The following is a 14792-nucleotide window of genomic DNA, read 5'->3' as shown; positions in this document are numbered from 1 at the left end:
GGGTGCGGCAGGCTGGACGCCCGCGGCAGCGCCAAGCCCGCCCGCCATCGCCTGGCCCATCACCGCGCCCGCCGCCAGGCTGGCGCCAAGGCCGGCCACGCCGCCCTCGTTCTGCGCGGCCAGCGGGATCGAGGTGGCGACCTGGTACTGCGTGAACTTCGCCATATCGCCCATCATGCCCATGGAGATACGGGTGTCGATGGCCTTTTGCAGTTCTTCCGGCAGCGACACATTGGTCACCGCGAAGTTATCCAGCGCCACGCCATAGCGCTCGAACTCGGGCGCCAGCTTGTCGCGGATGGTCTGCGACATCAGCGCCTGGTTGGCGGCCATGTCCAGGAAGGGCACCGAGGCGCCGCCCAGCGTGGCGGTCATGGTGGCGATCAGCAGGTTGCGCAGCTGCTCTTCCACCTCGTCGCGGGTGTACTCGGCGCGCGTGCCGCTGATCTCCGTATAGAACCTGGCGGCGTCGGCCACCTTGTACGAGTACAGGCCGAAGGCGCGCAGCCGCACCATGCCGAAATCGGCGTCGCGGATGGTAATCGGCTGGGCGGTGCCCCACTTGCGGCCGATCTGCAGGCGCGTGCTGAAGAAGTACACATCCGACTTGAAGGGCGACTCGAACAGCTTGTCCCAGTTCTTCAGGTAGGTCAGCACCGGCAGCGTTTGCGTGGTGAGCTTGTGCATGCCGGGCCCGAACACGTCGGCGATCTTGCCTTCGTTGACAAACACCGCCATCTGCGACTCGCGCACGGTCAGGCTGCCACCGTACTGGATTTCCATATCCTCCATCGGATAGCGCCAGGCCAGTACGCCGTCCGTGTCCTCCGTCCACTGGAGGATGTCGATAAACTGCTTCTTGATGAACGATCCGATGCTCATGGCAATCCCCAGGTTCTCAGCGTTGTTCCAGCAAGTTCAGGAAGTCAGGACAGGCAGGCGGCATTGATCAAGCCGACCGTCACTGAAATGGCGCCCATCAGGCCGCCCATGCCGATATTGTTCGATTCGATCGCTGCATCCATGTCGGGCAGCGCGCGCGCCAGGCCCGCGTAGGCCAAGGCCTGTACCAGCATGGCCCCCACCGCCCACACCAGGAACATCAGGAAGGTGTCGTTGTGCTGGATGCTGGACGACAGCGTAAAGCAAAAACCGATCATCGCCCCCGACAGCGAAAGCGCCGCCGCGAGGTTGCCCTGGCGGATCAGCGCGAACTCGCGAAACGGCGTGATCCTGGTGTAGACTCCGACGAACACCGCCAGCAGGGCAAGGCCGGCCAGCAGGTGCAGCACGTAGGCGTAGATGGCTTGCATCTTGGTTGTTCTCCGGCGGGTTCTACGACGGTGTTCCGGGCTGCGGCAACATTAAGCGAGCCGTGAATCGTGAAGCCATATTGGCGATATCAGCATTGTTGGCAGTTGGCGCCCAAGTATATCCGTTGTCCATTTCGGTTCATCACAACTTTTTGCGGTTTGCCAGGCGTGCGCACATCGCGCGGCGGCTCGCCTGAGCGTCACGCCTGCCCATCCCTGCTTCCTGCCCGGCTTGCCTCCCGGCTTCCTATCCGATCCCCGATTCCCTAGCCCCGATGCGCGACCGTACCCTTGTTCTTTCGGTGTTGATCGTGGCGTCCTGCGGGCTCGGCTACGAGCTGATCGCCGGCGCCCTGTCCAGCTACCTGCTGGGCGACTCGATCCTGCAGTTCTCCTCCATCATCGGCTGCTACCTGTTCGCCATGGGCGTGGGCTCCTGGCTGTCGCGCTATGTGAAGGACGAGGACGTGCTGGCGCGCTTCATCGATATCGAGATCCTGATCGGCCTGCTCGGCGGCGTCTCCGCGGCGCTCCTGTTCGTGGTGTTCGCCTGGCTGTCGGCGCCCTTTCGCACCGCGCTCTACGCCATGGTGTTCGTGCTCGGCGTGCTGGTGGGCATGGAGATCCCGCTGGTCATGCGCGTGCTCAACACGCGCCGCACCGCCTTCAGCGAGCTGGTCAGCCGCGTGCTGACGTTCGACTACCTTGGCGCGCTGGCCGTCTCGCTGGTGTTCCCGCTGGCGCTGGCGCCGCGCCTGGGGCTGTCGCGCACCGGCTTTTTGTTCGGCATGCTCAATGCGGGCGTGGCGCTTGTCACCATCCATATCTTCCGCGATGAACTCAAGCCGGTGATGTCGCGCATGCTGCGCGCCTCGCTGGTGCTGGTGCTGCTGGCGGGCGGCTTCCTGGCCTCGGGGCGGCTGACCCACTGGGCCGAGCGCGGCATGTTCGGCGACGAGATCATCCATAGCGAAAGCACGCCATACCAGCGCCTGGTGATCACGCGCTGGAAGGACGACATGCGCCTCTATATCAACGGCAACCTGCAGTTCTCCTCGCGCGACGAGCACCGCTACCACGAGGCGCTGGTGCATCCCGTGCTGCAGGCGCTGCCGTGGGCGCGCCGCGTGCTGGTGATCGGCGGCGGCGACGGGCTGGCGGTGCGCGAGATCCTGAAGCACAAGCACATCGAGCACGTGACGCTGGTCGACCTCGACCCCGCCATGACCACGCTGTTCTCGCGCAGCGAGCCGCTGGTGGCGCTGAACCAGGGCTCGCTCAAGGACGCGCGCGTGCAGGTGGTCAGTGCCGATGCCGCGCAATGGATGGAGCAGCACAACGAGATGTTCGACGCCATCATCGTCGACCTGCCCGACCCGTCCAACTTCGGCCTGGGCAAGCTGTACTCGGTGCCGATGTACAAGCTGATGTCGCACCACCTCGCGGAGAAGGGCTATGCCGTGGTGCAGTCCACCTCGCCGTACTTTGCGCCGCGCTCGTTCTGGGATATCGACGCCACGCTGCGCGAGGCGGGCCTGCATACCTGGCCCTACCACGCCTATGTGCCGTCCTTCGGCGAGTGGGGCTTCATCCTTGCGGGCAAGCGCGGCGACTACACACCACCCACGCGCTACACCGTGCCGCTCAAGTTCCTCGACGCCGACAGCACCGCGCTGATGTTCCGCTTCCCCGCCGACATGGCGCCGCGCGAGGCGCGCGCCAACCGGCTCAACGAGCAGTCGCTGGTGCATGACTTCGAGCAGGACTGGCGCAATGTCATCCGCTGATCTGCATCACCCGCAATCGGAGCTGGCATGGACCGCCGCCGCTTCCTGATCGCCGGCGCTGGCGCGGGCGGCCTGGGCTTGCTGTCCGGCTGCGACCGCCTGGGCGGCGATGCGAGCCGCTTCCTGGCCGGCGTCGGCCTGCGCGAGCCCATGCCTGTCGTGCTGCGCCCCGGCATGGCCGAGGGCCACGCGCTGCGCGATGCCGCCAGCTGGCCGTCGACCGTTTCCGCGCAGGACGAGATCGTGACCGATGTTGCCATCCTCGGCGGTGGCGTGGCCGGGCTCAGCGCCGCGTGGCAGCTGGCGCGTGGCGGCCTCACGGACTTCCTGCTGGTGGACGGGCCGGAGTTCGGCGGCAACGCGGCGGCCGGAAGCTTCGGCGGCGGCCTGGCCTTCCCGCGCGGCGCGCACTATCTGCCGCTGCCCTCGCCCGAATCCACGCACATCCGCGAGATGCTGGCCGACACCGGCGTGATCCAGCGCGACCCGTTCGCCGCGCGGCCCGAGTTCGACGAACGCGCGCTGGTGCATGCGCCGGACGAGCGCCTGTTCTTCGACGGCAAGTGGCACGACGGCCTGGTGCCTGGCGACGCAGCGCCGGACCAGGAAGCGGCGCAGCACGCGCGCTTTCTCGCGCGCGTCGAGCAGCTCAAGAGCGAGCGCGGCAGCGACGGCCGCAAGGCCTTTGCCATCCCATTGGCGCTGGCCTCGCAAGATCCGGCCTGGACCAGGCTTGACCAGCAAAGCATGCGGCAGTGGATGCTGGCCGAAGGCTTTACCGCGCCCACCCTGCACACTTATGTGGACTACTGCTGCCGCGACGACTACRGCGCGGGGCACGACGTGATCTCGGCCTGGGCGGGCCTGTACTACTTCGCCAGCCGCGCGGGCCATGCAAGCGATGCGGCCGATGGCGCCGTGCTGACCTGGCCGGATGGATTGCACGCGCTGGTGACGCGGCTCTCGGCGCGGATCGATGCGCACCGCGGCGCCAAGCCTGGCGCCCGGCCATGGCGCCGTCCCGGCATGGCGCTGCAAGTGCAGGAGCAGGGCCGTGGGGTGTCGGTGCTGTGCGCCTGGTGGCCGGATGGCGTTGGCGCCCAGCCACCGCGCATCTACCGCATCCGCGCGCGCCGCGTGATCTGCGCCATGCCCCTGCATGTGGCCGCCCGCGTGGCGCCGCTGCGCGAATTCGGCTTCGACCCGGCGCGCCACCTGCCGCCCACCGCGTCCTGGATGGTATCCAGCTTCCGCCTGCAGGGCTTCCCGCCGGAAGCGCCGGGCGTGCCGCTGGCGTGGGACAACGTGGTGCATGGCGGACGCGGGCTGGGTTATGTGGTGAGTACCCATCAACTGATCCGGCAGGCAAAGCCAGCAGCCACGGTCTTTACCGCGTACTGTCCGCTGGACTTGGCGGCCAGCCCCGGCGCGGCACCGCGCTCGCTCACCGACACCCGCCGCTGGCTGGCCGAGGCCAGTGCCGCCGAGCTGATGGACTACGCCACCACCGATCTGCGCACGGTCTACGGGCGCGCCTTCTGGCGCCACGCGGATGCGGTGGAAATCACGGTGCGCGGGCACGCCATGGCTTCGCCGCGCACGGGCTTTCTGGGCAATGCCGGAGCCGCGGCCCTGCGCGCGGCCGATGGCCGCATCCTGTTTGCCCATGCGGACCTGTCCGGCGTGTCGGTGTTCGAGGAAGCGGCGTGGTGGGGTACGCGTGCCGCGCGCAATATCCTGGGCTGAGCGCTACGGAGTGATGCTTTCGCCATAACGTGCCGCAGCGCCGCATCCTGTAGAATTCTTTGCTCGATTTCGTGTCGAACCGCCTGACACGCGATCCCAACCCCAATTTTTTGTGCGCGCAACCCGCTTCCTGCTGCTGCTCCTGATGCTTGCCGTCATGCCCGTCCAAAGCTGGGCAGGCGCACGCACGTGCGCAGTGGGCAACACGGTGCAGGCGGATTCGTGCAGCACCCTGGCACAAGACGCCGCTGCCGGCATGGCAGACGATGCGGCGCATGATGCCGCTATCGATGCCAGCGGAGCCCCCGGCGCCGTTGACGTTGGCAGCGCCGGCGACGCCAAGGATCCGTCGCAGCCCGGCGCCGACCTTGCCGAATCCCTGTTGCCGGCCTCGCCCCCGCGCTTTACCGCAGGGCTTGCCCGCAGCGGCGCGCCCGCGCACCGCGCGGGCGCCATGCCCGACCCCGACCTCCCCCTTCAGCAGCGCCCTCCCAGCGCCTGAGTCTCCCCCGCGCGTGCGCTGGCCTTGCGTGCGCTCGTAGTCAGCGTAGTCCGGTTCCCGGTTTTCCTGTCGTTAGTCTCCTGCACGCGGCGCGCCTGGCCTGGCGCTGCGCGTGCTTGCGACGCGCGCCCCTGTTTTCACCATGGCATTGATCACTTCCTCACACAAAAAATGAAACGCGTCCTGCTCTTCCTGGCGACCAACCTCGCCGTCATGCTTGTCCTCAGCTTCAGCGCCAGCTTGCTGGGCGTGAACCGCTTCCTCACCGGCAACGGCCTCAACCTCGGCATGCTGCTGGCATTCGCGGCGCTGATGGGCTTCGGTGGCTCCTTCATCTCACTGCTGATGTCCAAGACCATCGCCAAGTGGTCGACCGGCGCGCAGGTCATCACCCAGCCCAGCAACGGCACCGAAGTCTGGCTGGTGCAGACCGTGCAGAAGCTGGCCGACCGCGCCGGCCTGCCGATGCCTGAAGTCGCCATCTATGAAGGCGAAGCCAATGCGTTTGCCACCGGCGCCACCAAGAAAAGCTCGCTGGTGGCCGTTTCCACCGGCTTGCTGCAAACCATGTCGCACGACGAAGTGGAGGCCGTGCTCGCGCACGAAGTCGCCCACATCGCCAATGGCGACATGGTCACGCTCACGCTGATCCAAGGGGTGGTCAACACCTTCGTGATCTTCCTGGCGCGGATCGTGGGCTACTTCGTGGATTCGATGCTGCGCAAGAACGATGAGGAATCCAGCGGCCCCGGCATCGGCTACATGATCACGGTGGTGGTATGCGAGATCGTGTTCGGCATCCTGGCCAGCATCATCGTGGCCACCTTCTCGCGCCATCGCGAATACCGTGCCGATGCCGGCGCGGCCAAGCTGATGGGCAGCCCCACGCCGATGGTGGCGGCGCTGCGCCGGCTGGGCGGGCTGGACGCCGAAGGCCTGCCGCAGAACATGCAGGCGATGGGCATCGCCGGTGGCAAGTCGTGGCTGTCGCTGTTCTCCAGCCACCCGCCGATCGAGCAGCGCATTGCCGCGTTGCAAGCTAAGGCCTGAGGCCCTTGCCGGACTCCGCTGGCCTCGCCCGGAACGCGGCCCGATAGCGTTCCGGCGTGGTCTGCACATGCCGCTGGAAGGCCTGCCGCATCACGTCGGCGTTGGCAAATCCAGTCGCACGGGCGATGCCATCCAGGCGTCGCCCGTCTTCCTCCAGCATCCTGCGCACCGCTTCCACACGTAGCCGTTCCACGTAGCGCGCCGGCGTCTCGCCGACCTGCCGCGCGAAGACGCGCGCGAAGTTGCGCGGGCTCATCGCCACGCGCTCGGCCAGCACCTGCACCGACAGGTCGCGCGCCAGGTGCTCCGCCATCCAGGCCTGCAATTCGCGCAACTCCGGGCTTTGCGCGCTCTGCGCCTGCAGCAGCGTGGAGAACTGCGCCTGGCTGCCGGGACGGCGCAGGAACAACACCAGCTCGCGCGCCACCGCCAGCGAGGCGGCATGGCCGAGATCGTCCTCCACCAAGGCCAGCGCCAGGTCCATGCCGGCGGTCACGCCGGCCGAGGTGTACAGATCGCCCGCGCGGATCCAGATCGGGTCCGGGTCCACCTGCACCAGCGGATGGCGCTCTGCCAGCCGCGCGGCATGACGCCAGTGCGTGGTGGCGCGATGGCGGTCCAGCAGCCCGGTGCGCGCCAGCACGAACGCGCCGGTGCAGACCGCGCCGAGGCGGCGCACGCGCGGTGCCTGCGTGCGGATCCAGTCGATCAGGCGCGCGTCGCTGGCTGCCGCGGCGTGGCCTGAGCCGCCGGCGATCAGCAAGGTATCGATCGGCCCGGGCAGCATGTCGCCGATGCGATGATACGGCGCGTCGGCCAGCAGCCGGATCCCGCTTTCGGTACACACCAGGCCGTCGTCGCGCACGCTGGCAATGCGGATGTCGTAGGCGGGCGACGCCCGGCCTGGGAGCCGGTTGGCATGGCCGAAGACCGCGCTGGGCCCGGTCACGTCGAGTTCCTGCGCGGGGTCYGGCGCGACGAGCACGACGATGCGCGGCGGATCATTCGGCAAGGGATGGCTGGCAGGCATGGACGGTGACCCAGGGCGAGAGGGTGAGTGCGCGAGTGCGGTTGCCGCCGATCATACTGGCGCCAGCGCCTATCCGGCCAGCACCGCCGCGCGCGGCGTGCTGCGCCGCCAGCCTAGCGTGACCAGCAGCGCCACCGCCAGCGCCGGCAGCACGGCAAGGTTGACCGCCTGCCAGCCATAGCGGTACAGCACCTGCCCGGCAGCGAGCGTGGCCAGCGCGGTCAGCGCGGCGGCGCTGAATTCGGCCAGCGCCTGGGTCCGCGCACGCTCGGCGGGCCGGTAGCTCTCCGCCAGCAGCGTGGTGCCGCCGACAAACATGAAATTCCAGCCGATGCCAAGGCACAACAAGGCGACATAAAAGGCCGGCAGCGCCGTCGAGGCCAGGGCCACGAGCGAACCCATCGCAGCGAGCGCGATGCCGCACATCAGCATCGGCCCGCGCCCAAAACGCTGCAGCAGCCAGCCGGAGAAAAAGGACGGCGCGTACATGCCCACCAGGTGCCACTCGATGATCTGCGCGCCCTGCGTGATGGTATGGCTGCACGCCACCGCGGCAATCGGCGTGGCGGTCATCACGAACATCATCACCGCATTGCCGATGCCGTTGTTGGCAAACGCCGCCAGGAACACCGGCTGGCGAGCGATCACGGCGAGCGGGCGCGCGGGCAGCACCGCGGCGCCGTGACCGGCTGCCGCCGCGCCTGCATGCGCCTCTGGCTCGCGGTAGCCAAGCGCCAGCAGCAAGACCGTGGCCATCCCGAGCACCGCGACCACCGCATACGAGCCGGCGAAGGGCTGCGCCACCATCAGGTCGCTGCTCCACGCGGCAATGGCGGGCCCGCACACGGCGGCCACCACGCCGCCGGTGAGCACGGTGGAAATGGCGCGCGGCTTATCCACAGGCGCGGCGGCGTCCGCCGCGGCCAGCCGGTAAAAGCGCGCGAACGCCTGGAACACGCCGACCAGCGCCGTGCCCACGCAAAACGCCACGAAGTCATGGTGCGAGATGGCCCACACCGACACCAGCCCGCCCGCGCAGCACGCGAGCCCGCCGAGCGAAAAAGCGATGCGGCGCCCCAGCCGCTCGATCAGGAAGGCGGCCGCGATGGCGGTGAGCGCCGACGCCACCGTGATCAGCGCGAACGGCAGCGTGGCCAGCGCCTTGTCGGGCGCGAGCGTGTAGCCAACCAGCCCGGTCAGGGTCAGGTCGACCGACAGCGCCGAGGTGAACAGGGCCTGGCAGATTGCCAGGACCCGGGCTTGGGACATCGCGGGACGTGCCATCGGGCGCTCCGGTGAGGAAGAGGCGGGGATGGCACCGAGCGTACGGAAAGCGGGACCGTGGCGGCTGACAATGATCCGCAGAATCCTGCCAACCGGCTCCTGGCTGGGTTAGTTGAACACGTCCTGGCGGTAACGTTCCTGCGCGACCATGCCCGCCAGCCAGCCGGAGGCCGCGGCCTCGCTCATGCCGCCCTGCTGCGCCGCGATCTCGATCAACGTGCGCCGCACCGCCGGCGCCATCTGCCGGCCGTCGCCGCACACATAGATCGTGGCGCCGTCCTGCAGCATCGCCCAGATAGCCTGGCGATCGCGCCATAGCAGATGCTGCACATAGCGCTGGTCCGCAGCGGCGGTAGTGGAGTAAGCCGCATGCGCCTGCACCACGCCCGCGGCCTGCCAGCGTGCGACGTCATCGCGGTAGAGCCAGTCGTGCCCGGGATGGCGGCAGCCGTAGTAAAACTGGCTGGCGGCTACCGCCTGTCCGGCGGCCTTCTGCGCCGCGCGCTCTTCCAGGAAACCGCGGAACGGCGCGATGCCGGTGCCGGGCCCGACCAGGATCATCGGCCGCGCCGGATCGGGATCGGGCGCGAAGGCCGGGTTGGGCGTGCGGATCGCTGCCGCCACCACCGCGCCCGGCGCGAGTCCTTGCAGCCAGGTGGATGCCACGCCACGGAACATGCCGCGCCCCGAGAGCGCGGGCGACCACACGGTGCCGACCGTGATCGTCGCCACGTCCGGTGAAACCAGGGGCGACGACGCGATGGAATAAAAGCGCGGCCGCATCGGCACCGTGCAAGCCAGCAGGCCCGGCAGCGTGAGCTCGATGGCGGGGTGGCTGACCAGCACATCCACCAGCCCCAGCCGCTGCGAGGCCACGCGTGCCGCGTAGCCCTCTGCCGCGTGGTCCGAGCCGAGCCGCTCCAGCGCCGCGCGCGTGAACGGGCAACGCGTGTATTGCAGCAGCGTGCGCAGCGTCTGGCGCGACACCACGTCTTGCAGCTCGATGAAATGCGTCAGCAGTTCGCGCAAGGGCAATGCCTCGTCCAGTGGCAGGCCGCGCGCGGCGCTGGTGGATGCGGCGGACAGCGTCACCATGGCGTCGGGATCGAGATCGAGCCGCTCGCACAGGTCCCGCACGGTGGCGGGATGGTTCTGCGGGTACACCGCAAGGTGATCGCCGGTCGCGTAGCTTGCGCCTTCCGGCAGGCGCAGCCGGATGTCGCGCGTGGAGGTGCGCGGCGCTTCCAGCGCGAAGTCCCACAGGCCCGCCGGATCGTTCACCAGCTCCGTGTTGGCCAGCACCGTGAAGGCTTGCGTCGACGGCGGCAGCGTGCCGGCACGGATGGTGGCGATATCGCGCAGCCGCACTTCGATCTGGCTGGCGCCCGCCGCATCTGGTGCCACGCCCTGCGCCACGCGCAGCGCCTGCAGCGATTGCCACAGCGCGGCGAGCCACGACTCCGCAGCCTGGTCGAAGTCGCCATTGCCATCCGCCTCGCCGCGCGCGAGCAAAGGCGCCGCGCCAGCCGCGCTGAAGAAGTCGTGCAGCCGCTTGGGAAATGCCTGGTACGTGGCCCATTGCGAATTGCCGCAGCCAAGCAACGCAAAGCGCAGGCCTTCTGCGCGGTAGCCGCCAGCATCGCCGCTATCGAGCATCGCTTCGAAGCGTCGCGCTGAATCGGGTGCGCGTCCGTTGTAGGTAGCCGCCACGATCACGGCGAGCCCATCGGTGGGCAACGCGCCCACGGCTTCGTCCAGGTCGCGCAGCGTGGCGGCAAAGCCGGCCGCCAGCGCGCCGGCGTGGATCTGCTCGGCCAGCTCGCGCGCGGTGCCCAGGCTGGAGCCGCACAGCACGGCAAGGGGCTGGCCGTTGCCGCGCACCGCCGGAGGTTGCGACTGCGCGCTGGCAGCGCCGGCCGCCGCCGCGGCGGCGATGCGCTCATGCGCACGGCGCCGCCGCGCGCGCAGCGTGAACGCATCCGGCTTCAGGGTCAGCGTTTCCTTGATGCGGAACTGGTAGTCGTGCGGGTCGCTGAACTGGAAGTTGCGCAGCATCAGGGCCAGCGCGAGCTTGGCTTCGGTCAGCGCGAACTGGCGGCCGATGCAGGCGCGCTCGCCATTGCCGAACGGCTTGTAGGCGTGGGGATGGATCCTGGCCTCGTTCTCGGGCAGGAAGCGGTCGATGTCGAAGGTCTCCGGATCGGCCCACACTTTCGGGTCGCGGTGCAGCGCGGTGAGCACCACCGAGACGCGCCGATCCTTGCGGATCAGGTAGCGCCCGCCGATCACCGTGTCCTCGAACGGCGCCACTGCAAAGGCGGGCGCCGTGGGCCACAGGCGCAGCGTTTCCTTGAGCACGCGGTCAATCACCTGCAACTTCGCCAGGTCGGCGTAGACCGGTGGCGCGTCGCCCGGCAGCACTGCGTCCACCTCGGCATAGGCTTGCGCCAGCACGCCGGGATGGCGCAGCAGCTCATACAGCGCGAACGTGAGCAGGCCGCTGGTGGTCTCGTGCCCCGCGATCAGGAAGGTGATGACCTGGTTGCGGATGTTCACGTCGTCCAGGCGCTGGTCGGTGTCGGGGTCGCGCGCCTCCAGCATCAGGTTGAGCAGGTCGTGCGCGGGCGGCTGTCCGGCGTTCTTGCCGGCCGCGGCGCGGCGCTGCCGCACCACGTCATCCACCAGCGCTCGCATGTACTGGATATCGCCGGCGAACTTGCGGTGCGCCTTGTGCATGAACTTGTCCTGCAGCGCAAAGCGTGTGAGCTTGCCCATGGCCTCCTCGAGCGCGCCGACCATGGCGTCGATAAAGGGATGGAGCTCCTCGCGCGAGAACGAATCGAAGTCGTAGCCGAAGCCCGACAGCGCGATGGTGTCCAGCGTGAGCCGGGTCATGTCGTCGGCAATCGGGATGTCGGTGTCGGCGCCCTGGCGGTCCCACTTGTCGACCAGCCGGTTGGCCACGCGCAGCATCACGTCGAAGTAGCCCTTCATGGCGCGCTGGCTGAAGGCCGGCATCAGGATGCGGTGGGCACGGCCCCAGTTCTCTTCCTCGGCGTGCGCGGTGAACAGGCCGTCGCCAGCCAGGTCGCGCAGGTACGACAGCGGCGGCCCGACGATCTTGCGAAAGTGCTGCCCGTCCGACAGCTCGCCCACCAGCGCGGCGTCGCTCACGAATGCCACGCGGCGCCCAGCGAAATCGAGTTCGAAGATGCCGTCGAAGGCGCGGCTGCGCGCCAGCAGGTGCTGCCCGACCTTGCCCGGCGTGACCTGCAACAAGTTGCCGACCAGCGGCCAGCCCGGGTCGCGCGGGATGGGTTCGAGCGAGCGTGCGGGCTGCGCCGCCGGAATGACTGCTGCGGTTGCTGCGGTTGCCGAGTTTGCTGCCGGAGCGGCGGAGGCGGAAGTGGAGGCGCGCTGCATATTCAGGTCACCAGATGGTAGTCGGCGGGCGAACCGCCGGGGTTGGGCCAAGGGGCTCAGGGGCCACCTTGTGTCTCTTGTTCGCTTTTCTGTTTTTTGCCGGGTACATGGCGTATATGGCTATCCCTGCAAGCCGACGTAGACAACCGTCTACTTTTGCAGCAAAGTAGACGAATGTAGACCGAGTGTCAATTCCAAACCGGATTCGCTGAAGCCGGCGTATTCAAGCCGGCGTATCCCGGCCTTAACTTTTTTGCCTGACACCATGGAAGACATTGCCGGCGGCAAACGCAAACTGATCGACGCGGCGCTGCGCCTGGCCGCAGCCAGGCGCAGCTTCGCCGGCCTCGGCCTGCGCGAGCTGGCGCGCGAAGCGGGGCTGAACCCCAATACCTTCTATCGCCACTTCCGCGACATGGAAGACCTGGCGCTGACCGCCGTGGCCGAGGTCGGCAACGCGCTGCGGCCCATGCTGCGCGCGGTGCGCTGGGCGGTGGCGCAGGACAACCCCGGCGAGGTCGCCAACCGCGCCTGCGACGCCTTCTTCGCCTACGCCGATGCCCATCCCGACGCCTTCTTTGTCGGCGTGTGCGGCAGCACCGGCCCGCAGCCGGCGCTGCGCGAAGCGGTGCGCCAGGTGCTGGCGGATATCGCCGGCGAGATGGCGGAAGACATCGAGAGGCTGGAACTCTGCCCGGGCCTGTCGCGCCCCATCATCGACGACCTCTGTGGCTACGTGGTGTCCTACCTGTTCCACCTGTCGACGGACTATCTCGAAGATAACGCCAAGGGACGCCGCCTGCGCATCCAGCAATCCAAGCAGCTGATCAGCTGGCTGCTGCGCGGCGCAGCCGAACAGCAGCGGGCGCAGGATCAGCCGGCGCCCGTACCCGCACCTGCGCGCAAGCGTAAGCCGACGGAACGCCGGCCGCACTGAGCGCGCCGGCCGCTGCGTTTGCAATGCGAGCGGCAAGCGGCTGAACAAGCGGCTGGACGCCTGCCCCGCCGGTCTCCTCGGTATTTTCCCTGAGCCAGCCGCGCAACGGCGGGAAAGCTGGATGAAGGCTTGCCATGCCTACGATGCAGGGGCTTCTCTCATGGCCGGGACACGCGTCCCGCCCGCGAGCAGCCGGAATCATCGACAAAACTAGCGAGCCCCGAGGAGATCAACTTGAAAGCCCAAACCAAAATCACAGCCCTCGCGCTGGCAATCGGCGCGGCCTTTGCCGGCCACGCCAACGCGCAATCGAACGTGACGCTGTATGGCCTCATCGACACCACCATCAGCACCATCAGCAACGCCGACGCCAAGGGTGACCGCCTCACCGGCTACCACCAGCCGGCGTGGTTCAGCGGCAACCGCTGGGGCCTGACCGGCGCGGAAGACATCGGTTTCGGCACCAAGGTGATCTTCAAGCTGGAGAGCGAATTCCAGAGCTACAACGGCGCGATGGACACCCCCGGCGTGCTGTTCAACCGCGACGCCTGGGTCGGCATCAACAGCGATGTCTTCGGCAAGCTGACCTTCGGCCGCCAGAATGCGCTCGGGCGCGACCCGATGGCCTCCGGCCTCTATGGCGATCCCTACGGCCCGGCGGCCATCACCACGGAAGAAGGCGGCTACACCAACAACAACAACTTCAAGCAGCTGGTGTTCTACGCAGGCAGCGCCACCGGCACGCGCATGGACAACGGCGTGGTGTGGAAGAAGCTGTTCGACAACGGCCTGACCGCCGGCGCGGGCTACCAGTTCGGCGAAGTGCCGGGCGCGCCGTCGCGCAACACCACGGAAACCGTCACCCTGGGCTACAACGGCGGAAACTTCCACGTCTCGAGCTTCTTCACTACGGCCAACGTGAATGGCCAGCGCAACCGTACCTATTCGGCTGGCGGCAACTATGTGTGGGGCATCGTGCGCGCCAGCGCGGGCTATTTCCACTACACCGCGGATCAGGGCGCGCTGGGCCAGCGCAAGGACGACGCCTACACCGTGTCGCTCAAGATCGACCCGGCAGGCGCCTTCGACTATGAGATCGGCTACCAGATGATGAAGGCCGGCCACGCCGCCCTGAATGCCGACGGCTTCACCATCAATGCTTACGGCAACACCGCTAACTCCACGGCGACCGACAGCGGCCGCAAGAACACCGTGTACGGCTCGATCTTCTATCACTTCTCGAAGCGTACCGAGGTCTACCTGGCCGCCGACTACATGTTCCTGCAGCACGGCTATCACGCCGCGCAATCGAACGGCTTCGCGCACCAGAGCGAGTTCGCGGTGGGCATGCGCACGCGCTTCTGATCCCGTTGCATCGGCCTGCGCCTGGCGGCGCGGGCCTGGCTCCGAACTTTCCTTGTCCCGGCCACAAGCCGGGTTTTTTTCGTTCTGGCGGCTTCGTTCCGCGCTTCAGGTTTGCTGCCATCTCCCGCTTGTGGGCGATGGGCCGGGGGGATAGGGTGGGCGCTCGTCACGCCTGCTTGCTGGGAAAAACCACGGGCTTCGCTTCAAGTGGCTCCTAGCTGATATGACTCCCCCGTGTCAATCGAGATTGGTTTGATTCAGTTTCACAGTTGCATGTTGTTCCCCAATTTCCTGGAGGGCGACGTAGCAGTAAGTCTCGACGGTGGATCACGCTGATATCCGCGGGTTGGTTACC

11 protein-coding genes are annotated in these 14792 nt (G+C 67.9%); 6 read left to right on the top strand and 5 right to left on the bottom strand.

What is annotated here, in order from left to right:
* Both AB4061_RS39250 and AB4061_RS39245 read right to left on the bottom strand, forming a co-directional pair.
* The coding region (locus AB4061_RS39250; RefSeq protein ID WP_441641455.1) for an SPFH domain-containing protein at positions 1-882 on the bottom strand (882 nt) is incomplete at its 3' end.
* Positions 883-926: 44 nt separating this feature from the next.
* On the bottom strand, positions 927-1313 hold the full coding sequence (locus tag AB4061_RS39245) for a DUF350 domain-containing protein (protein WP_441641454.1): 387 nt from the start codon (positions 1311-1313) through the stop codon (positions 927-929).
* 275 nt (positions 1314-1588) lie between these two features.
* On the opposite strand from AB4061_RS39245, the gene AB4061_RS39240 reads away from it, so the two are divergent.
* The 4 genes from AB4061_RS39240 to htpX all read left to right on the top strand — a co-directional run bounded on the left by AB4061_RS39240 (position 1589) and on the right by htpX (position 6398).
* Positions 1589-3100, top strand: coding sequence for a polyamine aminopropyltransferase (locus AB4061_RS39240; RefSeq protein WP_441641453.1), 1512 nt, complete (start codon positions 1589-1591; stop codon positions 3098-3100).
* Between the two features lie 27 nt (positions 3101-3127).
* Positions 3128-4846, top strand: a complete 1719-nt coding sequence (locus tag AB4061_RS39235; protein ID WP_441641452.1) for an NAD(P)-binding protein — start codon at positions 3128-3130, stop codon at positions 4844-4846.
* 112 nt (positions 4847-4958) lie between these two features.
* The gene (locus tag AB4061_RS39230; RefSeq protein WP_441641451.1) at positions 4959-5348 is read left to right on the top strand and encodes a hypothetical protein; all 390 of its coding nucleotides are present in this window, start codon (positions 4959-4961) and stop codon (positions 5346-5348) included.
* 171 nt (positions 5349-5519) lie between these two features.
* Positions 5520-6398 (top strand): protease HtpX, encoded by an 879-nt coding sequence (gene htpX / locus AB4061_RS39225; RefSeq protein ID WP_441641450.1) that lies wholly within the window; start codon positions 5520-5522, stop codon positions 6396-6398.
* On the opposite strand, the gene AB4061_RS39220 is transcribed toward htpX, so the two are convergent.
* The 3 genes from AB4061_RS39220 to AB4061_RS39210 form a co-directional block, all read right to left on the bottom strand.
* Entirely contained in the window at positions 6388-7428 is a 1041-nt protein-coding gene (locus AB4061_RS39220) for a GlxA family transcriptional regulator (RefSeq protein ID WP_441641449.1), read from the bottom strand. The two genes, htpX and AB4061_RS39220, sit on opposite strands and share 11 nt — an antisense overlap.
* A 69-nt stretch (positions 7429-7497) precedes the next feature.
* The gene (locus AB4061_RS39215) at positions 7498-8712 is read right to left on the bottom strand and encodes an MFS transporter (protein WP_441641448.1); all 1215 of its coding nucleotides are present in this window, start codon (positions 8710-8712) and stop codon (positions 7498-7500) included.
* A 108-nt stretch (positions 8713-8820) separates the two neighbouring features.
* Positions 8821-12135 carry a bifunctional cytochrome P450/NADPH--P450 reductase gene (locus AB4061_RS39210; protein ID WP_441641447.1) on the bottom strand — a complete coding sequence of 1105 codons (3315 nt, stop codon included), beginning with the start codon at positions 12133-12135 and terminating at the stop codon, positions 8821-8823.
* Positions 12136-12400: 265 nt separating this feature from the next.
* Between AB4061_RS39210 and AB4061_RS39205 the strand changes: the two genes are divergently transcribed.
* Positions 12401-13072, top strand: a complete 672-nt coding sequence (locus tag AB4061_RS39205) for a TetR family transcriptional regulator (protein ID WP_441641446.1) — start codon at positions 12401-12403, stop codon at positions 13070-13072.
* Between the two features lie 234 nt (positions 13073-13306).
* Entirely contained in the window at positions 13307-14437 is a 1131-nt protein-coding gene (locus AB4061_RS39200) for a porin (protein WP_441641445.1), read from the top strand.
* The last annotated feature ends 355 nt before the right edge of the window (positions 14438-14792 follow it).

Origin of the sequence: Cupriavidus sp. YAF13, from assembly GCF_052113425.1 — a bacterium.
GTDB lineage: Bacteria > Pseudomonadota > Gammaproteobacteria > Burkholderiales > Burkholderiaceae > Cupriavidus.
The sequence above is the reverse complement of the archived record's forward strand: the minus strand, read 5'-3'. Positions and strand labels throughout refer to the sequence as shown.